This window comes from Nonomuraea gerenzanensis (genome assembly GCF_020215645.1).
In the GTDB taxonomy this organism is placed as follows: Bacteria; Actinomycetota; Actinomycetes; order Streptosporangiales; family Streptosporangiaceae; genus Nonomuraea; species Nonomuraea gerenzanensis.
Genome location: NZ_CP084058.1, coordinates 2,769,856 through 2,795,617 on the forward strand (window position 1 = coordinate 2,769,856; position 25,762 = coordinate 2,795,617).

At 72.0% G+C, this 25,762-nt stretch carries 28 protein-coding genes; 13 read left to right on the forward strand and 15 right to left on the reverse strand.

The genetic code is table 11. From position 1 onward, the window contains the following. Together LCN96_RS13255 and LCN96_RS13260 are read right to left on the reverse strand one after the other, a co-directional pair. Positions 1-1,377, reverse strand: a complete 1,377-nt coding sequence (locus tag LCN96_RS13255; protein WP_225275976.1) for a multicopper oxidase family protein — start codon at positions 1,375-1,377, stop codon at positions 1-3. A 117-nt stretch (positions 1,378-1,494) separates the two neighbouring features. Beyond that, a complete protein-coding gene (locus LCN96_RS13260) occupies positions 1,495-1,638 on the reverse strand; it encodes a hypothetical protein (protein WP_225272899.1) in 144 nt (47 codons plus the stop codon). A gap of 105 nt (positions 1,639-1,743) precedes the next feature. On the opposite strand from LCN96_RS13260, the gene LCN96_RS13265 reads away from it, so the two are divergent. After that, positions 1,744-2,031, forward strand: coding sequence for a M24 family metallopeptidase (locus LCN96_RS13265; RefSeq protein WP_225272900.1), 288 nt, complete (start codon positions 1,744-1,746; stop codon positions 2,029-2,031). Positions 2,032-2,127: 96 nt separating this feature from the next. Here the strand turns inward: LCN96_RS13265 and LCN96_RS13270 are convergent, their stop codons facing one another. Genes LCN96_RS13270 through LCN96_RS13290 form a run of 5 tightly spaced genes read right to left on the reverse strand, consistent with a single transcriptional unit; the run spans position 2,128 to position 5,509 of the window. Beyond that, positions 2,128-4,278, reverse strand: coding sequence for a molybdopterin cofactor-binding domain-containing protein (locus tag LCN96_RS13270; protein ID WP_225272901.1), 2,151 nt, complete (start codon positions 4,276-4,278; stop codon positions 2,128-2,130). Continuing rightward, positions 4,278-4,727 (reverse strand): (2Fe-2S)-binding protein, encoded by a 450-nt coding sequence (locus tag LCN96_RS13275; protein ID WP_225272902.1) that lies wholly within the window; start codon positions 4,725-4,727, stop codon positions 4,278-4,280. Before LCN96_RS13275 ends, LCN96_RS13270 begins: the two co-directional genes overlap by 1 nt. After that, complete coding sequence (locus LCN96_RS13280) at positions 4,724-5,008, reverse strand: FCD domain-containing protein (protein WP_225272903.1); 285 nt, start codon at positions 5,006-5,008, stop codon at positions 4,724-4,726. Before LCN96_RS13280 ends, LCN96_RS13275 begins: the two co-directional genes overlap by 4 nt. After that, entirely contained in the window at positions 4,975-5,211 is a 237-nt protein-coding gene (locus LCN96_RS13285; RefSeq protein WP_225272904.1) for a GntR family transcriptional regulator, read from the reverse strand. Before LCN96_RS13285 ends, LCN96_RS13280 begins: the two co-directional genes overlap by 34 nt. Then, positions 5,198-5,509: a hypothetical protein gene (locus LCN96_RS13290; protein ID WP_225272905.1), complete on the reverse strand. Its 312-nt coding sequence runs from the start codon at positions 5,507-5,509 to the stop codon at positions 5,198-5,200. Before LCN96_RS13290 ends, LCN96_RS13285 begins: the two co-directional genes overlap by 14 nt. A 169-nt stretch (positions 5,510-5,678) precedes the next feature. Here LCN96_RS13290 and LCN96_RS13295 point away from each other — a divergent pair, with 169 nt between their 5' ends. The 6 genes from LCN96_RS13295 (at position 5,679) to LCN96_RS13320 (ending at position 11,468) form a co-directional block, all read left to right on the forward strand. Then, entirely contained in the window at positions 5,679-5,963 is a 285-nt protein-coding gene (locus LCN96_RS13295; RefSeq protein WP_225272906.1) for a hypothetical protein, read from the forward strand. Between the two features lie 164 nt (positions 5,964-6,127). Beyond that, a complete protein-coding gene (locus LCN96_RS13300; protein WP_225272907.1) occupies positions 6,128-7,129 on the forward strand; it encodes a LacI family DNA-binding transcriptional regulator in 1,002 nt (333 codons plus the stop codon). Between the two features lie 14 nt (positions 7,130-7,143). Then, positions 7,144-8,409: a sugar ABC transporter substrate-binding protein gene (locus LCN96_RS13305; protein WP_225272908.1), complete on the forward strand. Its 1,266-nt coding sequence runs from the start codon at positions 7,144-7,146 to the stop codon at positions 8,407-8,409. Beyond that, positions 8,406-9,278 (forward strand): carbohydrate ABC transporter permease, encoded by an 873-nt coding sequence (locus tag LCN96_RS13310; protein ID WP_225272909.1) that lies wholly within the window; start codon positions 8,406-8,408, stop codon positions 9,276-9,278. Before LCN96_RS13305 ends, LCN96_RS13310 begins: the two co-directional genes overlap by 4 nt. Continuing rightward, a complete protein-coding gene (locus tag LCN96_RS13315; protein WP_225272910.1) occupies positions 9,278-10,084 on the forward strand; it encodes a carbohydrate ABC transporter permease in 807 nt (268 codons plus the stop codon). Before LCN96_RS13310 ends, LCN96_RS13315 begins: the two co-directional genes overlap by 1 nt. A 13-nt stretch (positions 10,085-10,097) precedes the next feature. Continuing rightward, positions 10,098-11,468 (forward strand): sulfatase-like hydrolase/transferase, encoded by a 1,371-nt coding sequence (locus LCN96_RS13320; protein ID WP_225272911.1) that lies wholly within the window; start codon positions 10,098-10,100, stop codon positions 11,466-11,468. A 179-nt stretch (positions 11,469-11,647) separates the two neighbouring features. Here LCN96_RS13320 and LCN96_RS13325 read toward each other — a convergent pair whose 3' ends face one another. After that, complete coding sequence (locus tag LCN96_RS13325) at positions 11,648-13,144, reverse strand: M28 family metallopeptidase (protein WP_225272912.1); 1,497 nt, start codon at positions 13,142-13,144, stop codon at positions 11,648-11,650. 186 nt (positions 13,145-13,330) lie between these two features. On the opposite strand from LCN96_RS13325, the gene LCN96_RS13330 reads away from it, so the two are divergent. Then, entirely contained in the window at positions 13,331-14,176 is an 846-nt protein-coding gene (locus tag LCN96_RS13330; RefSeq protein ID WP_225272913.1) for an aldo/keto reductase, read from the forward strand. Between the two features lie 55 nt (positions 14,177-14,231). Here LCN96_RS13330 and LCN96_RS13335 read toward each other — a convergent pair whose 3' ends face one another. The 3 genes from LCN96_RS13335 to LCN96_RS13345 all read right to left on the reverse strand — a co-directional run bounded on the left by LCN96_RS13335 (position 14,232) and on the right by LCN96_RS13345 (position 18,501). After that, positions 14,232-16,190, reverse strand: coding sequence for a glycosyl hydrolase family 18 protein (locus tag LCN96_RS13335; protein WP_225272914.1), 1,959 nt, complete (start codon positions 16,188-16,190; stop codon positions 14,232-14,234). 125 nt (positions 16,191-16,315) lie between these two features. Then, positions 16,316-17,044 (reverse strand): aspartate/glutamate racemase family protein, encoded by a 729-nt coding sequence (locus LCN96_RS13340; RefSeq protein ID WP_225272915.1) that lies wholly within the window; start codon positions 17,042-17,044, stop codon positions 16,316-16,318. Beyond that, complete coding sequence (locus tag LCN96_RS13345; protein WP_225272916.1) at positions 17,041-18,501, reverse strand: NCS1 family nucleobase:cation symporter-1; 1,461 nt, start codon at positions 18,499-18,501, stop codon at positions 17,041-17,043. The genes LCN96_RS13340 and LCN96_RS13345 overlap by 4 nt, the downstream gene beginning before the upstream one ends. A 109-nt stretch (positions 18,502-18,610) precedes the next feature. Between LCN96_RS13345 and LCN96_RS13350 the strand changes: the two genes are divergently transcribed. The 5 genes from LCN96_RS13350 (at position 18,611) to LCN96_RS13370 (ending at position 22,289) form a co-directional block, all read left to right on the forward strand. Further along, the gene (locus tag LCN96_RS13350) at positions 18,611-19,225 is read left to right on the forward strand and encodes a helix-turn-helix domain-containing protein (protein ID WP_225272917.1); all 615 of its coding nucleotides are present in this window, start codon (positions 18,611-18,613) and stop codon (positions 19,223-19,225) included. Between the two features lie 62 nt (positions 19,226-19,287). After that, positions 19,288-19,626, forward strand: coding sequence for a luciferase domain-containing protein (locus tag LCN96_RS13355; protein ID WP_225275977.1), 339 nt, complete (start codon positions 19,288-19,290; stop codon positions 19,624-19,626). A 66-nt stretch (positions 19,627-19,692) separates the two neighbouring features. Then, on the forward strand, positions 19,693-21,051 hold the full coding sequence (locus tag LCN96_RS13360) for a Tm-1-like ATP-binding domain-containing protein (RefSeq protein ID WP_225272918.1): 1,359 nt from the start codon (positions 19,693-19,695) through the stop codon (positions 21,049-21,051). Continuing rightward, on the forward strand, positions 21,048-21,863 hold the full coding sequence (locus tag LCN96_RS13365) for a phosphoenolpyruvate hydrolase family protein (RefSeq protein ID WP_225272919.1): 816 nt from the start codon (positions 21,048-21,050) through the stop codon (positions 21,861-21,863). The genes LCN96_RS13360 and LCN96_RS13365 overlap by 4 nt, the downstream gene beginning before the upstream one ends. Before the next feature lie 9 nt (positions 21,864-21,872). Beyond that, on the forward strand, positions 21,873-22,289 hold the full coding sequence (locus LCN96_RS13370; protein WP_225272920.1) for a cupin domain-containing protein: 417 nt from the start codon (positions 21,873-21,875) through the stop codon (positions 22,287-22,289). Here the strand turns inward: LCN96_RS13370 and LCN96_RS13375 are convergent. The 4 genes from LCN96_RS13375 to LCN96_RS13390 are packed head-to-tail and all read right to left on the reverse strand — an operon-like array spanning position 22,276 to position 25,691. Next, entirely contained in the window at positions 22,276-23,232 is a 957-nt protein-coding gene (locus tag LCN96_RS13375) for a VOC family protein (protein ID WP_225272921.1), read from the reverse strand. The genes LCN96_RS13370 and LCN96_RS13375 overlap by 14 nt on opposite strands. Beyond that, positions 23,229-24,305 carry a 4-oxalomesaconate tautomerase gene (locus LCN96_RS13380; RefSeq protein ID WP_225272922.1) on the reverse strand — a complete coding sequence of 359 codons (1,077 nt, stop codon included), beginning with the start codon at positions 24,303-24,305 and terminating at the stop codon, positions 23,229-23,231. Before LCN96_RS13380 ends, LCN96_RS13375 begins: the two co-directional genes overlap by 4 nt. Further along, positions 24,295-24,987 (reverse strand): 4-carboxy-4-hydroxy-2-oxoadipate aldolase/oxaloacetate decarboxylase, encoded by a 693-nt coding sequence (locus LCN96_RS13385; RefSeq protein WP_225272923.1) that lies wholly within the window; start codon positions 24,985-24,987, stop codon positions 24,295-24,297. The genes LCN96_RS13380 and LCN96_RS13385 overlap by 11 nt, the downstream gene beginning before the upstream one ends. Next, positions 24,984-25,691 carry a PIG-L deacetylase family protein gene (locus LCN96_RS13390; RefSeq protein WP_263657477.1) on the reverse strand — a complete coding sequence of 236 codons (708 nt, stop codon included), beginning with the start codon at positions 25,689-25,691 and terminating at the stop codon, positions 24,984-24,986. Before LCN96_RS13390 ends, LCN96_RS13385 begins: the two co-directional genes overlap by 4 nt. Positions 25,692-25,762: the final 71 nt, after the last annotated feature.

A 25,762-nucleotide genomic window follows, 5' to 3' on the forward strand; every position in this document is an offset into this window, starting at 1 on the left:
TCAGTGCTTCATCCTGCGCGTCTGCGGGCCGTAGCCGAGCGTGCCCATCATGCCCTGCTCCTGGTGGTAGAGGTTGTGGCAGTGGAACATCCACTCGCCGGGGTTGTCGGCGCGCACGTCGATGTTCAGGCGCTCGCGCGGCAGGATGTTCACGGTGTCCTTGCGCGGCCCCTGCGGGCCCGGTGACGAGCGCACCTGGAACGTGTGCCCGTGCAGGTGCATCGGATGCCACATGGGCGACTGGTTGTCGAGCACGATCCTGATCGTCTCGCCGCGGTCCACGCGCAGGCGCATCGGGTCGGCGGCGAGCCGGTCGTTGAGCGTCCACTCGTTGCCCGACGGGCGCATGCCGAGCGTCACCGTGACGCTCCTCGACGGGCGCGGCAGCATGTCCTGCTGCCGCGCCTTCAGGTCGGTGTACCTCAGCATCCGCTGGGACAGCTCGCGCAGCCGCACGTCGCTGGCGGGCGCCGTCGCCCGCTGCGACGTGCGCACGATCGCGAACGCCCGCGCCCCCTTCCCCTCCGCCTCCGCCACCAGCGGGAAGGCCCCCTCGCCCAGCCGGACCAGGAAGTCGTAGCGCTCGCCCATGCCGATGAGGAACGTGTCCACCGCCACCGGCGCGCACGGGAACCCGTCGGTGTGCGTCACCGCCAGGCGGTGCCCGCCCAGCGCCACCCGGAACGCGGTGTCGGCCGCCGCGTTGATCACCCGGAACCTGACGAGCCGCCCCGGCTTGCTGGTGAACACCGCGGGCGCGTCGGCCGCCCGGCCGTTGACCAGGTGGTACGGATGCCGCAGCTCACCCACGACCCCGCCCAGCAGCGCGCTGCGCAGCGTGTCGTCGTGCGCGGTGCTGGCGTTCAGCCGCCGCAGCGCGTCGTCGGGGGTGCCGCCCACCCCGTCCAGCCAGTCGTCGAGCACGACCGTGAACTCCTGGTCGTACCCGAGCGGCTCGTGCGGGTCGGCCACGATCAGCGGCCCGTACAGGCCGCGGTCGTTCTGCATGCCGACGTGCGAGTGGTAGAAGTACGTGCCGGGGTCGGGGACGGTGAACACGTAGTCGAACGTGCCGCCCGGCGGCACCGGCTGCTGCGTGTAGCCGGGGGCGCCGTCCATCCTGGCGTCCAGCCTGATGCCGTGCCAGTGCACGGTCGTCTCCTTGGGCAGGTCGTTGACCAGCTTCGCCCGTACCAGGCCGCCGGCCGTGGCCTCGATGCGCGGGCCGGGCAGCTGGCCGTCGTAGGTCCAGGTGGCGACGGTGCGCCGGCCGATCGAGACCTTCGCCGGCCGCGCCCGCAGCACCGGGTTGCGATGCGGCCGCCCGGTGACGGCCTCCGCCGCCACGGGGACCGCGCTGCCCAGCGCGGCGAACATACCGGTCACGAACAACCTGCGGGACAAGCCCCGATACGAACCATTCACTGCGGATCCCCCCATCCACCTGGCAAGGTAACGGAGAGTGATCAAGAATGCGTCGCGCCACGCTGAAGATCAACCGGCTCCTGGCGGTGCCGTGGGGCCGCGCACGATCAGCGACACGGGCAGCAGCAGCGTGCGCGCCGGGCGTCCCGGGTCGTCGAGGCAGTCCAGCAGCATGCGGGCCGCCGCGGCCGGCGGTGACAGCGAGCTGCTCATGCTCGAAGAGGGCAACCACGGCTGCGCCAACCTCACCCCCTGGCACCGTCCCTACACCGCCGACTGGCTGGCCCAGCGGCTCGCGAAAGGCAGCCCGGGGCCGGGGTGGACACGATCGCCGCCCTGCACGACTCCTACAACGGCTACCGGACGTGTTACTACCGCACGTTCGGGGTGGGCAGCGCGACGGCCTCGCAGCGGGAGGCGTACGTCAGAGCGCGCGAGTGGATGGACGCGTCCATCGCCATGATCAGACCCGGGGCGGGCACCGACCAGGTGGCGCGGGTGTGGCCGCAGGCGGCCGAGTTCGGGTTCGAGGACGAGATGGCGGCCTTCGGGCTGCAGTTCGGGCACGGGCTGGGGCTGGGGCTGCACGAACCGGCCGCTTACTGACCGGCCGGCGCGTGCCGAACGGCCGGGCGCCCGCATCAGCGGCCCGGGGCCTGCTGACCGGCCGGGCGGCCTCACTCGACGACCTTCGGCGCGGCCTCATTCGATGGCCTTCAGCACGGCCTCACGGTCGAGCGGGAGGTCGCGGACGCGGACGCCGAGCGTCGCGGCGAGCGCGTTGGCGATGGCCGCCGCCACCGGGCCCTGGGCCGCCTCGCCCGCGCCCACCGACGGCGTGCCCGGATGCTCGACCAGCTCCACCGCCACCTCGGGCGCCTCGGAGAAGCGCAGGATCGGGTAGCTCTCCCAGTCACCGCTGGTGATCGCCCGCCGGTCGAACCGCACCCGCTCCTTCAGCGTCCAGCTCGTCGCCTGGGTGGCGCCGCCCTCGATCTGGTTGCGCACCCCGTCGGGGCTGACGACCTGGCCGGCGTCCACGGCGATGGTCAGGCGGCGCACCCGTACGTCCTGCTCGGCCTCCACCTCCGCCACCGCCGCGCAGTACGCGCCGATGCCCTTGTACCTGGCGAACCCCAGGCCCAGCCCCGGCTCGCCCCAGCCCGCCGCGTCGGCCGCCCGCTCCAGGACCATCCGGGCGCGGGGGTCGCTCAGGTGCGCCAGCCGGTACGCCAGCGGATCCATCCCCGCGGCCAGAGCCAGCTCGTCCATGAACGACTCGATGGCGAACACGTTCATGAACGCGCCCAGCGAGCGCAGCGCCGACGACCGGATGGGCGTCTCCAGCACGCGGTGGCCGGTGATCTCCAGCCGCGGGAAGTCGTAGATCGGCACCGCGTTGCGCGCCATGCCCGAGCCCGACTGCGGCGACGGGTCCACCGCCGCCGGGTACGCCCACGGCCGCTCCAGGTGGGCACCGGCGAGCAGGCCGGGCACGCCGCCCGCGTAACCGGGGCGGCTGAGGTGGCCCTGGCTCCACACGTCGTAGCGCCAGGAGCGCACCAGGCCCGCCTCGTCCACCACCGCCGCCACGTCCACCGACATGGCCGAGCCGAACGGCGCCCAGGTCAGCTCGTCGCGCCTGCTCCAGCGCACGTGCACCGGCCTGCCTCCCGCCTCGCGGGCCAGCAGGGCCGCGTCGAGCGCCACGTCGTCGGCGGCGTTGTGGCCGTAGCAGCCCGCGCCCTCCACGTGGTGGACCTCGACCTCCGCCTCCAGGATCTTCATCAGGGCCCTGCGCAGGGGGTGCACGCCCTGGGTGTGGCTCCACACCTCCAGGTCGCCGCCGGGGTTCCAGCGGGCGGCGGCGCAGCTCGGCGCGATCGAGGCGTGCGCGATGAACGGCCTGCTGTAGGTGGCCGCGTGCGGCTCGCCCTCGGGCGCGGGGCCGGCGGGCGTGCGGACGGTGATCGTCTCGTGCGGGCCCCGGCGCAGGAACGTGTGCAGGTCGTGCTCGTCGGGCAGGGTGTCGTGCTCCTCCCACTCGGCCGCGCGGGCCACGCGGGCCAGCGCCCGGTCGGCGTCCGCCTCCGTCTCGGCCAGGACGCCGACGAACGAGCCGTCGCGTACGACGTGGAGGTCCGGCAGGGGGGCCAGCCTGGTCAGGCGGGCGGCGGGGGAGGGCGGGCGCAGGACCCGGCCGTAGAGCTGGCCGGGCAGGCGGAGGTCGTGGATGAAGCGGGGGCGCCCGGCGATCTTGTCGGGCAGGTCCAGCCTGGGCACGCTGACCCCCACGAACACAGGCGCCTCGGCCTGTGCCGCGTCGGCCTGTGCCGCGTCGGCCTGCGTCGCCTCAGCGCGCGGGGCGTCGGCCACCTGCGCCAGATCGGCGTAGGTCGCCGTCCGATCCCCGCAGCGGAACTCGCCGCGCCGCACCATGACCTCCCCGGGAGAGACGCCCCAGCGGCGCGCGGCCTCGGCGGTGCAGGCGGCGCGCACGCCTGCGCACGTTTCGCGCAGCGGCGGCCCCGCCACGGCGATCGACAGGCTGCCCGCCGTGAAGCCCTGGTCGGGCCCCGCACCGGTGCTCGCCGCCAGCATCCGCACCTGTGCCACGTCGGCCCCCAGCGCGTCGGCCGCGATCTGGGCCAGCGCCGTGAGCACCCCCTGCCCGAGCTCCGACTTCCCGGCCCGCACGAAGATCACGCCGTCACCCCGCACCGAGACCACGCCGTCCTCCGACACGAGCAACATCCCCGGGTCGCTCTCACCGGCCGGCGAGCCCACGGCCGGGCCGCGCTCGTCGGCCGGCGAGCCCACCGCCCGGCCGCTCTCCCCGCTGGGCGAGCCCATCACTCCGCCGCCTTCAGCACCGCACGCACCACCCGCCGCTGCACCCCGCACCGGCACAGATGCCGATCCAGCGCCGCCACCACCGCCTCCTCGTCCGGCCGGGGATCGCGCGCCAGCAGCGCGGCGGCGGTGACCATCATCCCCGACAGGCAGTACGCGCACTGCCCCGCCTGCTCCTCCAGCACCGCCCGCTGCACCGCGTGCAACGAGTCACCCGGAGCCAGCCCTTCGACCGTCACCACCGCCCGGCCCTCAGCGGCCGACAGCGGCGTGTCGCAGGCGGCCGTCACCACCCCGTCGAGCAGCACGAAGCACGCCCCGCACAGCCCCACCCCGCACCCGAACCGGGTCCCCACCAGCCCGAGCTCCCCGCGCAGCACGTCGAGCAGCGGCGTGCCGGGATCGGCCGCCACCTCGGCGGCGGCCCCGTTGACGGTCAGCCGGATCATCGGAACACCTCCGGATGCCGGCACAGCTCCACCCGCGTACGCCGGATGTGCCCGCGCAGGCACCGCTCCGCGTCCACGACGTCGCGCCGCTCGATCGCGTCGAGCAGCAGCCGGTGCTCGGCGTTGACCACCCACCGCCGCGCCGGCCCCGTCAGCCGCATGAACGCCCGCCGGTGGTCGTCACCGGTCAGGTGGGGGATGCTCTCGGCCAGGGCGAGAGGTTCGAGCCGCTCGCGCATCCGGTACATCACCTCCACCTCGTGCATGCCCAGCTTGGGCACCCGTGCACCCCTTCCCTGCGCGGATGGTGCTCGGTGAGCCCCTCCGCCTCCAGCATGCGCAGCGCCTCACGCACCGGCAGCCGGCTGGCGCCGAGCCGCTCGGCCGGCTCCTCCTGCCTGATCCGCTCGCCGGGCGCGATGGCGCCGCTCAGGATGGCCTCCCGCAGGTGGTCGGCCACCCGCTGGCTCTCAGGCGCCCGCACGGCCGAACGCCCCCGGGTACGACACCAGCTCGAACTGCATGCCCCAGGGCGCCAGGAAGTACACCCACCGCTTGCCGGGAACCGGCCCCAGGCTGGCCGACGGCTCCCCCGGCTTCGCGCACGTGGGCGTGCGCGGCGACCTGTCGGAGCTCGACGGCGTGCGGACGGCCGACCGCGACACGTTCACCGGGGAGCTGGCCGAGCGCAGGTTCATCGAGGCGGTGTCCGGGGTGATGGCGCGGCGGATGCGCGCCGATCCGTCGATCGTCGTGCTCGGCGAGGACGTGCACCGGCTCAACGGCGGCACCAACGGAACCAGATCGCCAAGGCCAGGCACATCGGCGGCGGCGACGCCATGCCGCTGGTCCTGCGCAGCAAGGTCGCGATGGGCACCGGCTACGGCTCTCAGCACTCCATGGACCCGGAGGGCCTGTTCGCCACCGCGCCGGCGCCACGGGGAGTGCCCGGTGGACGACTGGGACCACTGCATCCCCGTCGGCCGGGCCCGCGTGCGGCGGGTGGGCTCGCAGGTGACCGTGCTGACGTACCTGGCGATGACCGGGTACGCGCTGCGGGCCGCCGAGTCGTCCGGGGTGGACGCCGAGGTGATCGACCCTCGTGCGGCGGGTGACCGGCGGGGAGGCGTCGCCGAGCATCAGCAAGGTGCTGGAGCGGGCGGCCATCGCGGGGGAGGAGGAGGTGGCCGCCACACTGGCCGAGATGGCCCGGTGGTGACCACGGGACAGGGCTGAAAGTCACCTCTTGCTCGGGCGGGCTGGCGCGAAATATGGTGTTAATCGTTTAACACCGGCCGAGGGCCGCCAACTGAACTCTTCCTTCCTGCTGCCCATCTGACGAGATCCAGCGACTCCAATACCCTATAATCCTGTAGGGAATGCTAGGTTATTCGACTAACATGAGACCAACAGCGCGACAAGTGGCCGAGCTGGCGAACGTGTCAGTGGCGACCGTCTCCTACGTCCTCAGCGGCAAGGACCGTCCTGTCGCCGCCGAGACCAGGCGGCGGGTGCTCGACGCCGCCAGACAACTCGGCTACACCCCCAACCAGGCCGCCAGGAGCCTGCGCAAACGCCGTACGCAGCGCGTCTGCCTGGTCCTGAGCACGTTCGGCGGCGTGCCCACCGACGCGCGGCTGGCCACGGACCTGCACGAGATGGCCGACGCGCGCGGCTACTCGGTGGTCACGCTCTCCGTCTACGACGAGGCCCGCGCCCAGGCGGCCGTCGAGGTGCTGCGCGGCGGTATCGCCGACGGGGCGCTCATCCGGCTCACCGGTGGCCACCTGGAGCACGACCTGCTCAGCGGGCTGGCCGCCACCGGGCTGCCGATGGTGGTGATGAGCAACGAGAGCGGGCTGGAGGGCTGCGACGTCGTCCGCACGCCGGAGGTGGAGGCGTGCGCCGAGGCCGTCCAGCACCTGCTGGACACCGGCAGGCGGCGCGTCGCCTTCATGGGCCAGCGCTACGAGGTCTACCGCGACAAGCCGGAGGGGCGGCTGCTCGGCTACCTCACGGCGCTGGAGCGGCACGGCGGGGCCGAGCGCGTCATCACCGGGGGCGCCGACGACCGCGTGGCCGCGTACCAGACGGCGACCGAGCTGCTCAGCTCGCCCGACAGGCCCGACGCGATCTTCGCCGCCTCCGACCGGGCCGCGATCAGCGCCATCTGGGCCGCCAGGGACCTCGGGCTGAGCGTGCCCGGAGACGTCGCCATCGTCGGTGTCGGCAACATCGACGAGGGTCTCATCAGCAACCCGCAGCTCAGCACCGTCGGCCCGCTCCGGCACGACTACACCGACGTCGTACGCCTGCTCTTCGACCGCCTCCAGGCCGAGGAGCCGCCGCCCGCCCGCGAGATCGTCCGTTCGTGGACCTTCGTGCGGCGGGGCTCGTCCTAGAAGGGAACCCCCGCATGTCCGCCCACCCCTCACGCCGTGACCTGCTCCGCCTCGTCGGAGCCGCCGCCGCCGTCCCCGTCCTGTCGTCCTGCGCGGGCGCGCCCGCCACGCAGAGCGCCGCGCCCGGCACCTTCACGGTGTACTGGAACGCCGGCCACGACTACCAGGCCTACCGCAAGGTGATCGCCGAGTTCGAGCAGGCCAACCAGGTCAAGGTCAACCTCCAGAAGTACCAGTGGCCCGACCTGCGGACCAGGCTGCTGGCGGACTTCGCCTCCGGCACCGTGCCCGACCTGGTGGAGGAGCCCGGCGGGTGGGTGCAGGAGTTCGCCGTGTCCGGCAACGCGCGCTCGCTGCAGGACTTCGTCGACCGTGACGGCCAGGCGATGGGCTTCCCCGCCGACTGGCAGCCGGTGACGGTCGAGCGCAACTCCTACCAGGACAAGGTTTACGGGGTGCAGCTGCACCTGACCTGCAACACGCTCGTCTACAACAAGGGCATGCTGCGCGAGGCCGGCCTGGAGGCGCCCACCACCTGGGAGGAGTTCCTCGACGCGGCCAGGAAGCTGACCAGGGACGGCGTGTACGGCGTCGCGCTCAACCAGGACTACACCTACATGTGGCCGTGGATGGTGCAGGCCGGCGTGACCCCCTACGACCTGGAGACCAAGGCGATCATGGAGCCGCGCGCGGACGCGGTCGCCGCGCTGCAGTTCCAGGCCGACCTCGTGCACAAGCACAAGGTGGCCCCGGTGCCGGTGGCCGGCACCGACTACTCGGGCCCGCAGAAGCTGTTCTCCGCCAAGCGCGCCGCGATGATCCTCACCGGCCCGTGGGACCTCGACCCCATCAGGAAGACCAGCCCCGACATCGACCTGGGCGTGGCGCCGCCGCTGAAGAACAAGACGGCGGCCACCCAGGCGGCCGGCGTCAGCATGTTCGTGCCCGCCAAGGCCACCAGACCCGAGCTGTCGTGGGACTTCATCAAGCGCATCACCGCGCTGCAGGTCGAGCAGGCCGCCACCAAGGAGACCGGCATGCTGATGCCGCGCAAGTCCTGGGTGGACCTGCCCGAGGTGCAGTCCGACGCCGTCACCAAGGTCTTCGCCGACGCCCTGCCCACGGCCAGGGACTCCTCCCAGGAGGTGCGCCTGACCGGGCAGCTCGGCAAGTGGGAGGAGCAGCTCAAGGTCATGTACCAGCAGGTGCTCATCCAGAACGAACCGGCCGCCGAGGCGCTCGACACCTTCGTCAAGGCCGCGGAGGGCTTCCTCAAGTGAGGCCGCGCACCCTGTACGGCCGCTACGCCAGGACCGCCTACCTCTTCCTGCTCCCGGCGATCCTGTTCTTCGCGGCCTTCTTCTACCTGCCCATCGGCAACGTGGTGGCCACCAGCTTCCGCACCGGGCCGATGGCGGACCAGTGGACGGGCCTGGGCAACTACACCCAGGCCGTGACCGACCCCGCCGTGCAGCACTCGTTCCTCGTCACGGCCGGCTTCTCGGTGATGGTGGTGCTCGGCTCGATCGTGCTCGGCCTGGCCCTGGCGCTGGCCATCGACCAGCCGCTCAAGGGCCGGGTGGTCTTCCGGGTGGTGCTGCTGGTGCCGTACCTGACCTCGGTGGCGATCGTCGGGCTGCTGTGGCGCAACATCCTCGACCCCGAGCTGGGCGTGCTCAACCGGGCGCTGATGGCGGTGGGGCTGCCCACCCAGCAGTGGCTCAACACCGCGCCGCTGCTCACGATCGCCGCCGTCACGCTCTGGCAGAGCGTCGGCTACACGATGGTGCTGTTCCTGGCCGGGCTGCAGGGCATCCCGGAGACCTACCACGAGGCCGCCAGGATCGACGGGGCGGACGCCTGGCACCGCTTCTGGCGGATCTCGCTGCCGCTGCTCGCGCCGACCACGCTGTTCGTGTCGGTGATGGCGGTGATCTCGGGGCTGCAGGCGTTCGGGCAGGCGTACATCATCACCGGTGGCGGGCCGGGCGACGCCACCGACCTGTCGGTCTTCCACATCTTCAACGTCGCCTTCCGTACCAGGGACTTCGGCTACTCCTCGGCGCAGTCGGTGCTGCTGCTGATCGTGATCGTGGCGTTCACGCTGATCCAGCTGCGGGCCGGGCGGCGCTCGGAGGTCACGTACTGATGCGCAAGTGGCTGCTCTACACCCTGCTCGGGCTCGCCTCGCTGATCACGGTCGTGCCGCTGCTCTACATGGTCTCGCTGTCGCTGCAGACGGAGGCCGAGACGCTGTCGGCCAACGCCGTGCTCGTGCCGGACTCGCCGCAGTGGGGCAACTACGCCGAGCTGTTCACCCGGGCGCCGTTCGGCGACTTCATCGTCAACAGCCTGGTCGTGGCCGGCGCCATCACGCTGGCCCACCTCCTGTTCGACCCGCTCGTCGGGTACGTCTTCGCCAAGTTCCGCTTCCCGCTGCGCAACACGCTCTTCGTGGCGCTGCTGGCCACGCTGATGGTGCCGTTCTTCGTACGGATGATCCCGCTGTACGTGCTGATGGCCAACATGGGGTGGCTGAACACCTACCAGGGGCTGATCACACCGTTCCTCATGGACGCGTTCGGCATCTTCCTCATGAGACAGTTCATCCAGCCCATCCCCGACGACCTGATCAGCGCCGCCCGCATCGACGGGGCCTCCGAGCTGCGCGTCTACTGGAGCGTCATCCTGCCGCAGACGCGGCCGGCGCTGGCCGTGCTCGGGCTGTTCACGTTCGTCTTCCAGTGGAACGAGTTCCTCTGGCCGCTGGTCGCCACCTCCACGCCCGAGATGCGCACGATCCCGGTCGGGCTCACCCTGTTCAACCAGGAGTACTTCACGCTGTGGCACCTCACGGCCGCCGGCTCGGTGATCCTCTTCGTGCCCACCGCCGTCCTGTTCGTCCTCACCCAGAGATACTTCGTCCGGGGCATCGCCCTGACCGGTCTCAAATAAGGAGTCTGCTGTTTTGCGCCCGAACGTGATCGTCGTCTTCACCGACCAGCAGCGGTGGGACACCGTCGGCCCCCTCACCCCGAACCTCGACAGCATGGCCAGGCACGGCACGCAGGCCACGGTCGCGCTCACCCCGCAGCCGGTGTGCGCCCCCGCCCGTGCGGCGCTCCAGACGGGCCGCTACCCGACCACGACCGGCGTCTACCGCAACGGCCGCGTGCTGCCCCCCGAGGAGCGCACGCTGGCCCACCACTTCGGCGCGGCCGGCTACGCCACCGGCTACATCGGCAAGTGGCATCTGGCCGGCACCGAGCCGGTGCCCGAGGACCGGCGCGGCGGCTACCGCTCGTGGCTGGCGGCCAACGCCCTGGAACACACCTCCGACGCGTACCGGACCATCGTCTACGACGAGGCGAACGAGCCCGTCCTGCTGCCCGGCTACCGCTCCGACGCGCTCGTGGACGCGGCCGTGCGCTTCGTGGCCGACCACGCCGGCGAGCCGTTCTACCTGTTCCTGTCGTTGCTGGAGCCGCACCACCAGAACGAGGTGGACAACTACCCGGCCCCCGACGGCTACGAGCAGCGCTACCAGGGCCGCTGGATGCCGCCGGACCTGGCCGCGCTCGGCGGCACCGCCCACCAGCACATGGGCGGCTACCTCGGCCAGGTCAAGCGCCTGGACGAGGGGCTGGGCCGGCTGCTGGACGCGCTGCGCAGCATGGACCTGCTGGACGACACGATCGTGGCCTACACCTCCGACCACGGCAACCACTTCAAGACGCGCAACGGCGAGTACAAGCGCTCCTGCCACGACGCGTCCCTGCGCGTGCCGCTCGCCCTGCGCGGCCCCGGCTTCGACGGCGGCGGCGCCATCTCCCGCCCGGTCAGCACCCTCGACCTGCCGCCCACGCTGCTGGAGGCCGCCGGGCTGCCGGTGCCCTCCGACATGCAGGGGCGCTCGTTCCTGCCGCTGGTGCGCGACCCGCGCGGCGCGTCCTGGCCCGAGGAGGTGTTCTTCCAGGTGAGCGAGTCGGAGGTGGGGCGCGGGATCCGTACGGCGCGGTGGAAGTACTACGCCGTCGCCGAGGACGCCCACCCCTGGGACGACCCGGCCGCGCCGGCATACCGCGAGCAGGCCCTGTACGACCTGGAGAACGACCCGTACGAGCTGGTGAACCTGGCGGGGTACGCCTCGCACGCGGGGGTGGCCGCCGAGCTGCGGGAGCGGCTGGTACGGCGGATCGCCGAGGCCGAGGGGGCGGCGCCGGTGGTCGAGCCGGCGGTGGCGCGGATGGGGCGCGAGCAGGCGATGCCCGACCCGGAGGTCCGCCTCCGCGGCCCCGAGCCGGTCCGCTTCGGCCACCAGCCCCGCACCACCCCCTGACCCACCCGGCCCGCGGCATCCCCGGCCGTGCGGTGTGCGCCTGCGCCACACGTCACACGCCACACGCCACACGCCACGCGCTTGCGTCACGCGGCGTGTGTCAGCGCCCTGCGTGTTGCGGTCCGAGCGCCCGCCGCCCCTCAAGGACCCCAGCGGGAGGGCGGCGGGCGCGGGGAGGGTCAGCTCGCGGCGTCCGCCGGCCGGTGCGGGTGGTCGTGCGAGCCGGCGTCACGCGCCGCCGCGACCGGTGCGGCGGTGCCGATGGTGCCCGTGTCGAACGCGTACGTGCCCGCCAGCGTCGCGATGGCGTCCGAGTTCACATCCAGCGCCCTGTCGTTGATGTTGCGGATCGTGTCGCAGACGCTGTGGTAGCACGGGTCGAGCGGAATCCCCGCCGTCCCACCGAAGATCGCCGCCTCCTCCTCGGTCTTGAGCACCTCGGCCCCCGTGAACAGGCCGCCGGACGGGATCCCGACCGCGATGAACGGCCCGTAGTCGGAGCGCCCGGTGAAGGCCGTCGCCTTGAACGGCAGGCCGCGCCCGGCGAAGAACTTCTCGAAGTCCTCCTCGATCACGTCGGACCCGGGAGGCCCGGCGGTGCCGAAGGCGTCGCCGTCACCGTCGTAGATGCCGAACGTGTAGTTGGGCGAGGCGATCATGTCGAAGTTGAGGTACAGGCTGATCCTGGCCCGCTCCTCGGGCGTCAGCGCGTTCACGTAGTGCTGCGAGCCGAGCAACCCGAACTCCTCGGCCCCCCAGAACGCGAACCGGAGCTGGTTCTTCGGCTTCGTCTTCGCCAGCTGCAGCGCCACCTCGAGGATGCCCGCACTGCCGGAGCCGTTGTCGTTGATGCCCGGCCCCTCCTGCACGCTGTCCAGGTGGGCGCCCAGCATGACCACGTTGTCCGGATCGCCCTTCCTGCTCTGCGCGATCACGTTGTAGGTGGTCCTGGTCTCCACGATCGGGTCCCAGTTCATCTGGACGGTGGTGCCCGCCGTGGCGGCCAGCTCGTCGCCGACCGCGAAGCTGGTGAAGAAGGACGGGATGGTGACGCCCGGCCCGCCGAGCGTGGGGTTCAGGTCGATCTCGGTACGGCCCGGCTGCCCCTCGTTGAACACGATGGCGGCCGAGGCGCCGGCGGCGATGGCGTTGTCCACCTTGATCCGGAAGTTGCAGGTGCCGCGCTGCATCAGCGCGATGTTGCCGGCCGTGAACCCGGCGAAGTCGCTCGCCTCGCACCCCGAGCTGGAGGAGTTGGCCACCGGGCCGGGCGGCAGCACGAGGTCCACCGCCTGCAGCGTGCCGCTGACGGCGCCGGCGGGGGAGTCCTGCATGGCGACGTAGTCGGCGAAGAACCCGTAGGTGTATGTCTTCTGCTCCCCGCTGGTCCGCTTGAGCACCGGCGGGGTGATGTAGCCGTCGAAGGTGAACTCGAACGGCTGGATCGTCACGTCGTACCCCGCGCGGCGCAGCTTGCCCGCCACGTAGTCGCGGGAGGCGTCGAAGCCGGGGGTGCCGGAGACGCGGGTGCCGCCGTGGGCGTTCGCGATGGCCTGCAACGCCCACAGGTGCTTCTTGACGTTCTTGCCCGAGACGGCCTTGACGAGCTTCTGAACGTGATGCCGGCCCCCGTGGGCCTCGGCCGGCGTGGCGAAGGCGACCGGTGAGAGGATCACGGCCGCGGCGGCGATGGCGCTGACTAAACCTTTTCGTGAACGGGAACGCATGCTGCTCCTCGGAAGAACCAGGCCAAAAAGCGCAGATGTCCCGAAACGTATTCATGGGTCGCGTGGTAGGGAAGAGTGACCACGTATCCGTTGCATCACGGACCTGGAACGTCCCAAGTCGAGGTGAGGAACCACATGTCCATATCGCTCCCGTCCACCGGCACGCTGGCCATCGGCGGCAAGACCGTGCACCGCCTCGGCTACGGCGCCATGAGCCTGACGGGGCCGGGCGTCTGGGGGCCGCCCGCCGACCGCGACGCGGCCGTCCGGGTGCTGCGCCGGGTGGTCGAGCTGGGCGTGAACTTCATCGACACCGCCGACTCCTACGGCCCGTACGTCAACGAGGAGCTGATCCGCGAGGCCCTGCACCCGTACCCGGAGGGGCTGCTGATCGCCACCAAGGCCGGTTTCGTCCGCACGGGCCCCAGCCAGTGGCACCCGGTGGGACGGCCGGAGTACCTGCGGCAGGAGGTCGAGATGAGCCTGCGCAGGCTCGGCGTGGAGCGGCTCGGCCTGCTGCAGCTGCACCGCATCGACCCGCAGGTGGCCCTGGAGGACCAGGTCGGCGAGCTGGCCGCGCTCCGCGACGAGGGCAAGATCGCCGAGATCGGCCTGTCGGAGGTGAGCGTCGAGGAGCTGGAGCGGGCGCGGCGCGTCACGGACATCGTCTCCGTCCAGAACCGCTACAACCTGACCAACCGCTTCTCGGAATCGGTCCTCGACCACTGCACGGAGCAGGGCCTCGTCTTCATCCCCTACAGCCCCGTCGCCAAGGGCGCGCTGACGGGGGCCGGCAGCCCGGTGGAGCACGTGGCCAAGGTGCTCGGCGCCACGCCGTCGCAGGTCAGTCTGGCGTGGCTGCTGGCCAGGTCACCGATGGTGCTGCCGATCCCCGGCACGTCGTCGATCGCGCACCTGGAGGAGAACCTGGGGGCCTCGACGGTGCAGCTGACGGCCGAGCAGCTCACCGAGCTGGGCTGAACGACAAGGGGGCCGGCCCCCAGGCGCGGAGGGCCGGCCCCGGTCTCTCAGCGGGTCAGCTCAGGCCGTTCTTCATGGCCGTGATCAGCTCGCCGTTCGTCGTGTCGCCGCTGAGCTCCCAGAAGAACGCGCCGCCGAGGCCCTGGTTCTTCGAGTAGCCCATCTTGCCCCCGATGGTGGCCGGCGTGTCGTAGCTCCACCACTGGTTGCCGCAGTACGCGTACGCCGTGCCCGCGACCGTCCCCGTGGCCGGGCAGCGCGTCTTGAGCACCTTGTAGTCCTCGATGCCCTGCTCGTACGTGCCCGGCGCGGGCCCCGTGGCCGTGCCGCCCGGCGCGGCCTGGGTGACGCCGGTCCAGCCGCGGCCGTAGAAGCCGATGCCGAGCAGCAGCTTGCTCGCCGGCACGCCCTTGCTCTTGAGCTTCTGGATCGCGCTGTCGGAGTGGAAGCCCGCGATCGGGATGCCGGTGTAGGAGGTGAGCGGCGAGTGCGGGGCCGTCGGGCCCTGCGCCGCCCAGGCGCCGAAGAAGTCGTAGGTCATGACGTTGTACCAGTCGACGTACTGCGCCGCGCCGCCGTAGTCGGCCGCGTCGATCTTGCCGCCGTCGGTGCCGTCGGCGGTGATCGCGGCGGTGACCAGGTTGCCGGAGCCGAAGCGGGAGCGCAGCGCCGACATCACGTTCCTGAACGCGGCCGGGCCGCTGGTGTCGCAGGTCAGGCCGCAGGCGTTCGGGTACTCCCAGTCGATGTCGATGCCGTCGAAGACGTCCGCCCAGCGCGGGTCCTCGACCAGGTTGTAGCAGGAGTTGGCGAAGGCGGTGGGGTTCTGGGCGGCCTGGCCGAAGCCGCCGGACCAGGTCCAGCCGCCGAAGGAGAAGAGCACCTTCAGGTTCGGGTACTTCTTCTTGAGCTTGCGCAGCTGGTTGAAGTTGCCGCGCAGCGCGCCGGCGTCCCAGGTGTCGGCGACGCCGTCCACGCTCTCGCCGGCCTGGTAGAAGCGGTCGTAGTCGGCGTAGCTGTCGCCGATCGTGCACTGGCCGTTCTGGACGTTGCCGAAGGCGTAGTTGATGTGCGTCAGCTTGGCGGCCGAGCCGCTGGTGTCGATGTTCTTGACGTGGTAGGCGCGCTGGTAGACGCCCCACTGCACGAAGTAGCCGAGCACCTTGTCGCCGCCGCCCCCGCTGCCGCCCGTGGTCGTGGCGTTGACGGTGTTGCTGTTGCCGGAGCGGTTGCCGGCGGCGTCGCGGGCGCGCACGGTGTAGCTGTAGGCGGTGTTCGCGGCGAGACCCGTGTCCGTGTGGGACGTGCCGGTGACGGTGGTGACCAGGGTGCCGCCGCGGTAGATCTCGTAGCCGGTGACCGCGACGTTGTCGGAGGAGGCGTCCCAGGCGAGGGAGACGCTGTTGTTCGAGACGCCGGTCGAGCGCAGGTTGCCCGGCACGGTCGGCGCGGTGGTGTCGGTGCCGCCGCCGCCCGTCGTGGTGGCGCTCGCGGTGTTGCTGTTGCCGGAGCGGTTGCCGGCGGCGTCGCGGGCGCGCACGGTGTAGCTGTAGGCGGTGTTCGCGGTCAGGCCCGTGTCGGTGTGGGTGGTGCCGGTGACGGTGGTGACCAGGGTGCCGCCGCGGTAGATCTCGTAGCCGGTGACGCCGACGTTGTCGGTGGCGGCGTTCCAGGCGAGGGTGACGCTGGTGTTGGTGACGCCGGTCGAGCGCAGGTTGCCCGGCACGCTGGGCGCGGTGGTGTCGGTGCCGCCGCCGGTCGCGACCTTCCACAGGGCGGGCACGTTCGGGGGCTCCCAGCCGGGCTGGGAGGTGTGGGCCTGCAGGCATTCGTACTCGACGCCGTTGTAGGTGACGCGCGCGCCCGTCGCGTACGCCGTCCAGGCCGCCCAGTCGGCCGCGAGGACGCGCACGGCCGAGGCGGACGCGGCCGGGGTGGCGGCGACGACCGCGGTGAGCGGCAGCGCTAACGCCGCCAGCCCGGCGAGGACCTTGCTCAGGATGGTGTGTCTCATGACGCTCCGACATCCGGTTGGGGGGTGTACAGGGGGTGGGATGTCCCGGAAACTATTAGGAAAGTTTCCTTTTAGTTATGGGCCGACGGTAACCCCAACCTGCGGAACGAGTCAATACATGTCGCTCAGATCGTGAAATCGCGCAGTAAGCCGGAGTAGCGCTTGGGGAGCGGCCTGGCGTACTCGCCGCGCGTGCTCGTCCGCAGGCCGAGCGCCACCAGCGACTCGGCGAAGCGGGTCGCCGCGCCCACCCCGTCGATCACCGGCACGCCCGTGGCCCGCGACGCCTCGGCGCAGAAGTCGGCCATGCCCGCGCAGCCCAGCACGATCGCGTCACTCCCGTCGTGGTCGAGCGCCGCCGCGCACAGCTCGATCACCGCCTTCCTGGCGGGCGGCTCCTCCAGGGCCAGCACCGGGATGTCGCAGGCGTGCACACCTTTGCAAGCCGCGGCGAAGCCGTAGCGATGGGCCAGCTCCCACGCCCTGCCGACCGTCCTGGACAGCGTGGTCACCACGCTGAAACCCCGGCCGACCAGCGTGGCGGCGTGCATCGCGGCCTCCGCGATGCCGACCACCGGGCCGCCTGCCAGCTCGCGGGCGGCGTCCAGGCCGGGGTCCCCGAAGCAGGCGATCACGTACGCGTCCACCCCCTCCCGCTCGCCCGCCGCGATCTCGGCCAGCACCCCCGGCACGGCCAGCGCCTCGTCATAGTGACTCTCGATCGACTCGGGGCCCATGGCCGGGCTCACGGCCGTCACGGTCGTCCCCGGGGACGCCACCGCCCTGGCGCAACGACCGATGGAGGCGGTCATGGCCAGGGCGGTGTTCGGATTGATGACGCGGACGTGGGTCATGCGGGGACGATCCGGGGCGTGCGGCGCTCCAGCGCGACCATCGCCACGAACCCGAGCCCGCAGCCCAGGAACCAGCTGTAGTCGGCGATCCACATCAGGTCGGCGGCCGTGACCAGCTTCGGCACCAGGACCGAGGCGATGGCGGGCACCCCGCTGAGCAGCGTCGCCCAGATGGCGTTGCGGTTGTAGCCCCGGTCGAACCAGTACCGGCCGCCCTGGTCCATCGTGAACAGCTCGTCCACCGACACCCGCTGCCGCGCGCAGACGTAGTAGCCGGCGATCAGGATGCCGAACAGCGGCCCGATCAGCGCTCCCAGCAGGCCGAGCGTGTAGTGGATGGCGTCCGGGTTGCCGTACCAGTTCCAGGGCGTCAGCAGCACGGAGCCGACCGCGGCGATCATGCCGCCGGTGCGCCAGCTGATGCGCTGCGGGCTGACGTTGGAGAAGTCGAAGGCCGGCGAGATGAAGTTGGCCACGATGTTGATGCCGACCGTGGCGATCACGAAGGTCAGGCCGCCGAGCAGGATCGCGAACGGCGTGTCGATGCGCTGCACCGTCTGGATCGGGTCGGTGATCAGCTCGCCGAACACCGGCACCGTGGCCGACGCCGTGATCACCGTCAGCAGCGAGAAGAACAGGAAGTTGATCGGCAGGCCGAGGAAGTTGCCGCGCTTGACGGCCTCGAACGAGCGTCCGTAGCGGGAGAAGTCGCCGAAGTTCAGCATCGGGCCGGAGAAGTACGACACGACCAGCGCGATCGCGCCCAGCATCACCGGGATCGACTCGGCGAACCCGAGGCTCTCGCCCTGCGACAGGTCCAGGCTGAGGTTCTCCCAGCCCGCCTGGCTGACCAGGTAGACCGCGAGCACGACCATGACCACGTACACGGCGGGCCCGGCCCAGTCGACGAACCGGCGGATCGCGTCCATGCCGCGCCAGAACACCGCCGCCTGCGCCACCCACAGGATGGCGTAGCAGATGTAGCCGAGCACGGACAGGCCGAGGAAGCGCGGCTCGTTCAGCGCGGCGGTGGCGGGCCAGAACTTGAGGAAGATGATGATCAGCGACTGCGAGGCGAGGTACGTCTGCACGCCGTACCAGGCGATCGCGATCGCGCCGCGCACGATGGCCGGGATGTTCGCGCCCAGCACCCCGAAGACGGCGCGGTTGATCACCGGGTACGGCACCCCGGTGACCTGGCTGGGCTTGGCCACCAGGTTGCAGAAGACGTTGACGATGACGATGCCGGCCAGCAGCGCGAACAGCACCTGCCAGCTCGCCAGCCCCAGCGCGAACAGGCTGCCCGCGGTGACGTAGCCGCCGACGCTGTGCACGTCGGACATCCAGAAGGCGAAGATGTTGTAGGAGGACCAGGTCTGCTTGCGCAGCGGGGCGAGGTCCTCGTTGGTGAGCCGGGGGTCGTAGGCGGGGGCTGGGGCGACGGTGGGTTGAGTCATCTGCGGCATCCTTGGGGGGTGCGGTCGCCGGACGGTGTTAAGCCATCACTTAACACCGGAGAGAGCGATCCCCTGATTGCACCCGTGTTAAAGCCCTGTGACGGAGGTTATGAACGACCTGGAAGCGGTCAGCAGCGAGCGGCTCGGCCGGCGGCTGCGGGAGCTGCGCGCACGCTCCGGCAAGTCGCTGCGGGCGGTGGCCCGTGAGCTGGGCATCTCGGCCAGCGCGGTGTCCCAGATCGAGCGAGGCACCATGCGGCCCTCGGTGAGCAGGCTGATCGCGTACGTGTCGGCCATCGGCGTGCCACTGGCGGCCGTCTTCGACCCGGACGAGCGGAAGGAGCAGGTGGAGCCGCCGGGCGGCCGGAAGGCGGCGCCGCCCGAGCTGGCCGTCAGCCGGGCGGGCGAGGTCGCGCCGATCCGGCTCGGCGGGGGAGTGACGTTCCGGCGGCTGTCGCCGGGCCCCACCCCCGACGTGGAGTTCTTCGAGTCCACCTACCCGCCGCACGCCGTCTCCACCGCCCACGGCCGCTTCCTCAGACACGAGGGGTACGAAGTCGGCACGGTCACGGCGGGGGAGCTGACCATCGAGTTCGAGTCGGAGGTCGTCACCCTGGCGGAGGGCGACTCGATCACGTTCCCGTGCAGCCGCCCGCACATCATCGGCAACCGCTCCGCCACCGTCACGGCCGTCGCCGTGTGGCTGATCGTGCACGCCGGATAACGGTTGCGGAACGGGCGCTGACGGCACGGACCCGCATACCCCAGCATGGAGGTGTGGCAGGGATGACCGCCTGGCGGCGGGAGGCTGAACGGCGAGGGCCGTACGTGGCCAGAGCGGTGGCGGAGCTGCGCTCGTGGCCCGCGCTCGCGGCGAGCGACGGCCGGCGCGGCACCACGTTCGCCGTGCGCGGCACCGAGATCGTCCGGCTCTCCGGCGCCGACGAGGTGCAGGTGCGCCTGACCGCCCCGGCCATCGACCGGCTGCGCCCCTACCTGAGCACGTGCGAGCAGGTCCAGGCGTGCGCGGACCAGGCGTGGGTGTCGGTGTACGTGGACGCCGAGCCGGACCTGGAGTTGCTGCTCGCCCTGACCAGCGTGGCGATCAAGGCCCACGTGCCCTGAGAGGCGTGACGGCCCGCCGGGTGGGGGAGGTTGCTGGGTGGCAGCGAACCCCGGAGGAGGTCGGTCATGGCCGTGTTACTGCTCGGCACCCTCGACACCAAAGGTACGGAGTACGCCTACGTCCGCGACCTCGTCGCGGCGGCCGGGCAGGAGGTCGTGCTGCTCGACGCGGGCGTCATGGGCGCCCCGGCCAGGAGCGCGGACGTCACGGCGCCGAGCGCCGACGTCACGGCGCCGAGCGCGGACGCCGCGGCGCCGGGTGCGGACGCCGCGGGCTCGGCGGCGCGGGTCGGCGGCCTGATGCCGGACATCGCGGCGGAGGCCGTCGCCGAGGCGGGCGGCGCGAGCCTCGCGCGGCTCAGGGGCGACGCCGACCGCGGCGCGGCCCTGAGCGTCATGGCCGCCGGAGCCGCGAAGATCGCCAGGGAGCTGTGGGAAGCCGGCCGGGTGAGCGGCGTGCTGGCGCTGGGCGGCAGCGGCGGCTCCTCGATCGCGGCGGCAGCCATGGCCGCGCTGCCCGTGGGGGTGCCCAAGCTGCTGGTCTCCACCATGGCGAGCGGCGACGTGACCCCCTACGTCGGGCAGAGCGACGTGACGCTCATGTACAGCGTCGTCGACGTCGCCGGGATCAACGCGATCTCCCGCCCGATCCTCGGCAACGCGGCGGCGGCGATCGCCGCGATGGCCGCCGCCTACGACGGGCGCCGCCGCGAGACCCCTGCCGAGGACAGGCCCCTGGTCGCCGCCACCATGTTCGGCGTGACCACCCCCGCCGTGAACGCCGCCAGGGCCCGCCTAGAGGAGCTGGGCTACGAGGTGGTCGTCTTCCACGCCACCGGCGCGGGCGGCCGCGCCATGGAGGCGCTGGTCAGGGACGGCTACTTCGCGGGCGTCCTCGACCTCACCACCACCGAGCTGGCCGACGAGCTGGTGGGCGGCGTCCTGTCGGCGGGCCCCGAGCGGCTGACCGCCGCGGGAGCCGCCGGGGTGCCGCAGGTCGTCAGCCTGGGCGCGGTCGACATGGTGAACTTCGGGCCGGTGGAGACCGTGCCGGAGAGGTTCAGGCAGCGGCGCCTGCTGGTGCACAACCCGACCGTGACGCTGATGCGTACCACGGCAGAGGAGTGCGCCGGGATCGGCAGGGAGATCGGCACGAAGCTGGCCGCGGCCACCGGGCCCGTGGCGCTGTTCGTGCCGCGCGGCGGCGTCTCGGCCGTGGACGTCGAGGGCGGGCCGTTCCACGACCCCGGCGCCGACGCCGCCTGCTTCGCGGCCGTGCTGGCGGCGGTGACGGGCGCCGCCGAGGCCGGCGGTCCAGGGGCGGACGTCCAGGTGGTGGAGAGCGAGGACGACATCAACCAGCCCCGGTTCGCGGTCGCCGCCGCCGACCGGTTGCACGAGCTGATCCAGAAGGGGGCGGCATGAACCGCGACGAGGCACTCGCCAGGCTCAGGGCCGAGCAGAAGTCCGGCAGGCTCGTCATCGGGGCGGGCGCGGGCACCGGGCTGTCCGCCAAGGCGGCCGAGGCCGGCGGCGTGGACCTGATCATCATCTACAACTCGGGCCGGTTCAGGATGGCCGGGCGCGGCTCGCTGGCGGGGCTGATGCCGTACGGGGACGCCAACGCGATCGTGGTCGAGATGGCCGGCGAGGTGCTGCCGGTCGTCGAGGACACCCCGGTGCTGGCCGGGGTCTGCGGCACCGACCCGTTCCGGCTCATGCCGCACTTCCTCGACCAGCTCAAGGCCATGGGCTTCACCGGCGTCCAGAACTTCCCCACCGTCGGCCTCATCGACGGCGTCTTCCGGGCGAACCTGGAGGAGACCGGCATGGGCTTCGACCTGGAGGTCGAGCTGATCCGGCTGGCCGCCGAGCGCGGCCTGCTCACCGCCCCGTACGTCTTCACCATCGAGCAGGCCACGGCCATGGCCAGGGCGGGCGCCGACATCGTCGTGCCGCACATGGGCCTGACCACCAAGGGCAGCATCGGCGCCAGGACCGCGCTCACCCTGGACGAGTCGGCCGTCCGCGTCCAGGAGCTGCGTGACGCCGCCGTGGCGGTGAACCCGGAGATCATCGTGCTGTGCCACGGCGGCCCCATCGCCGAGCCCGACGACGTCGCCTACATCCAGGCGCGCACCACCGGCGTCGCGGGCTTCTTCGGCGCCTCCTCCATGGAGCGCCTGCCCGCCGAGCGGGCCATCGCCGACCAGTTGCGTGCCTTCAAGAGCCTGTAGGGAGAACTCATGCACCGCAGACCGGACGACGTGCCGACCATGGTGTTCGGCTGGGGCTCGATCAAGTGGCACGTGACGCCCGGAAGCGTGCCGGGCGCCTCGTCCACGTTCGGCGAGGTCGTGATCAACCCCGGCCAGGGGCACGACCGCCACCAGCATCCCTTCTCCGACGAGGTGCTCTACCTCATCGAGGGGGAGGGGCGGCAGACAGTCGGCGACGGGCCCGAGTTCGCGGTCACGGCCGGGGACGCGGTCTACATCCCGATGGGCACGCTGCACTCGACGTTCAACACCGGGTGGCGTCCCCTGCGGATCATCGCCACGTACACGCCGGGCGGCGCCGAGGAGGCGCTGCGCGACCTGCCCGACTTCGCCGAGCTGGCGCCCGGCGAGCATCCCGCCTGGGAGGCCGTCAAGCCGGGGTGACCGGCGGCGTCCCGTGGGTGTGGAAGGAGGCGATCGTCTTCAGGCCCCACGCCTGGCCCTTGGCGCGCTCGGCCTCCGTCCACGTGATGGTCCGCCAGTCGGGGGCCAGGATGAGCCTGGTCAGCGGGTTGCACAGCTCGACGCGGTTGCCGCCGGGCTCGTAGACGTACAGGAAGAACGTCTGCTGGATGGCGTGCTTGTGCGGGCCCGTCTCGATGAAGACGTCGTTCTCCAGGCAGATGTCGGCCGCCCGCAGGATGTCCTCGCGCGCGTTCGTGGCGAAGGCGAGGTGGTGCAGCCGGCCCGAGTCGCCCGACCAGTCGTCGGTGTAGACGAGGTCGTAGGACTTGTTGCCGAAGTGCAGCCACTGGGCCGAGATCCGGCCGGTGTCGAGCCTGATCTGCTCGGTGACGCGGGCGCCGAGCACGTCACGCACGAACGCGCCGTTCGCCGCGGCCTCGGCGGCCAGGAAGTTGACGTGGTCCAGCCGGCGCACGCCGACGCCGTGGCCGGGGAAGGCCTGCGGCTGGTTCTTCAGCGCCGGGCGCAGCTCCTCGGGGGCCTCGTACCACTCCGACTCCCAGTACAGCCGCAGCTCGTGGCCGTCCGGGTCGTGGAAGGCGTACGTCGGGCCGCGGCCCGGCTCGCCGTCGCGCCAGCCGATGCCGAGCCCCGCCTCCTCGATCGCCAGCACCCGGCGGTCGAGCGCCTCCTGGCTGCTCGCGCGCAGGCCGGTCGCGCGGATGCCCGAGGTGTGGTGCGCGGTCAGTGTCAGGCTGTGGTGCTCGTAGTCGTCGTACGTGCGCAGGTGGACCGAGTCGCCGTCCTGGCTCGCGGCCGTCATGCCGAGGATCTCGGTGAAGAACCACAGGCTCCGCTCGGGCCGGGGGGTGAGCAGTTCGACGTGGCCGAGGTGGGCGACGTCGTGCAGCAGGGCGTTCACGGTTCTCCTTCCCGCGGGTAGACCGTTCCGTCGAAGAGCTTGCGCGCGGTGCGCACGTTGGCCGCCCGCAGCGCGGTCGGCGGATCGGTGGACAGGTCGAGCTCCACCTCCACCTCCAGGTGGCCGGTGGGGTGCTCGACGTCGAAGCGGCTGCCCCCGGCCAGGCGGGCGTGCCGCCGCGCCACGCCGCCCGGCAGCAGCGCGGCCGTGACGGCGCTGACGGCGCCCAGCACGCCGATCGCCGCGTGCGGGCGGACCGGGATGAACGTGCGGGTGCACAGCGCCCCGCCGTCCCTGGGCGGGGCGACGAGCGTGGTCTTGGGCACCGGCTCCTCCCGTACGTCGCCGAGCCCCATCAGCTCGCCGGCCCGGAGCCGCAGCGCCTGCACCCGGTCGAGCAGGGCGCGGTCGCCGGCCAGCTCGTGGTGGGTCTCGTAGCCGGTGATCCCCAGGTCGGTGGCCGCCGCGACGACGACCGGCATGCCGTTGTCGACGCAGGTCACCTCGATGCCGTCGATCACGTCCAGCACGCGCCCCGTCGGCAGCAGCCGGCCGGTCGTGGAGCCGGCCGTGTCCGCGAAGCCGAGCACGACGGCGGCGGCCGTGCCCGGCACGCCCGAGATGGCGGTGCCGCCCCGGTAGTCCACCCTTCCGCCGGGGGTGGGGAAGCTCGCGGTGGCCATGCCGCCGGTGTTGACCAGGCGGATGCGTACCTCGGTGTGCTCGTCCCCGGCCGTGACGAGCCCGCGCTCGACGGCGAACGGGCCCACGCCCGCCAGCAGGTTGCCGCAGTTCTGGCGGCTGGAGACGGCCGGCTCGTCCACGGCGACCTGGAGGAAGAGGTAGTCCACGTCGGCGGACGGGTCGGCGCTCGCCGAGACGACCGCGACCTTGCTGGTCAGCGGGTGCGCGCCGCCGATGCCGTCGATCTGTCGCGGGTCGGGGCTGCCCAGGGTGCGCAGCAGCAGGTCGTCGCGCTCCGCCGGGTCGCCGGGCAGGTCGCCGGCCAGGAAGTAGGCGCCCTTCGAGGTGCCGCCGCGCATGAGCATGCAGCGCACCCCGTCATCGCTCACCGTCGTACTCCTCGTAGGTGATGCCCAGGCCGGGCAGGCGCTCGCGCAGGCCGTACCGGTCGAGGCCGAGCTCGCCCTTCAGGAAGGCGGCGCGCGTGGTGGCCTCCTTGTCGGCGCGGGCGGCGGAGGCGGTGATGGCCCGGTCGAGGTCCGCGCGGGGGCACACGAGCACGCCGTCGTCGTCGGCCAGGATCGTGTCGCCTGGCCTGATGAGCTGCCCGCCGATCGTGATCGGCACGTTCACCGCGCCCGGGGTCGCCTTCACCGTGCCCTGCGCGCTGACCGCCGCGCTCCAGGCCGGGAAGCCCATCTCGCGCAGCTCGGCCACGTCGCGGACGCCCGCGTTGATCACCACGCCGCGTACGCCGCGATACCGCAGCGCGGTCGCGAACAGCTCCCCGAACATGCCGTCCGTGGACGGCGACGTCGTGGTGACGACCAGGATGTCGCCGATCTGGCACTGCTCGACCGCGACGTGGATCATCAGGTTGTCGCCCGGCCAGGACAGCACGGTGACGGCGTTGCCGCCCGTCCTGGCGCCCGGCCAGGCGGGGCGCAGGCCGGGGCCGAGGTAGCCGGTGCGGCCGAGCGCCTCGTGCACGGTCGCGACGCCGTACGCGGCCAGGGTGTCGATCCGGCCGAGGTCGGCGCGCGGGATGCCGGTGACGACCACGTTCCTCACGACAGCACGTCCGTGACCTGCGGGTACAGCCGCATGTACGCCTCACCCACGGTGTCGTGCGCCAGCCCCAGGTTCGGGCCCGCGTTGCGCTTGAGCTGCACGCCGCGGCGCTTGGCCAGGTCGGTGTAGTAGTCCCACATGTGCTGCTGGGCCGGCAGGCACTCCATCGCCTTGCGCTTCCTGTCGAACACCGGGGTGATGTCGAGCAGCACCTCCGGCTTGAAGTCGCACTGCTCGGGCTGGTGCGGCTCGAAGAAGAACACGGGGGGCGCGCCGAGCGGCTCGCCGGGCGCCTCGTAGCCGATCGCCTGCGCCAGCACGCGCGCCTGCAGCGCCATGCGCGCCGCGGCCGGGTGGTCGCCGTTGTACGGGTCGGCCAGAGTGTGCGTCAGCACCACGTCGGGCACCACGTCGCGGTAGACGCGGACCAGCCGGTCGACCAGCTCCTGGCTCTCCACCAGGGGGTAGTCGCCCGCGTCGAGGAACTCGATCTCGGCGCCCAGCTCCGCGGCGGCGTGCTCGGCCTCCTCGCGCCGGATCGCCTTGATCTCCTCCAGCGTCCTGCCCGCGCGCCACGCCTTCGCGGACTCGCCGCGCTCGCCGTAGCTGAGGCACACCACCTTGGCGCGCTCGCCGCGGCTCGTGGCCAGGGCTATCGCGCCGCCCGCGCGCCAGACGAAGTCGCCGGCGTGAGCACTGATCACCAACAGGGTACGAGAAGAGGTCATAGCCGGGGTCACCTCGCTGACGCTAGAAGTTTCACAACCAGATTGTC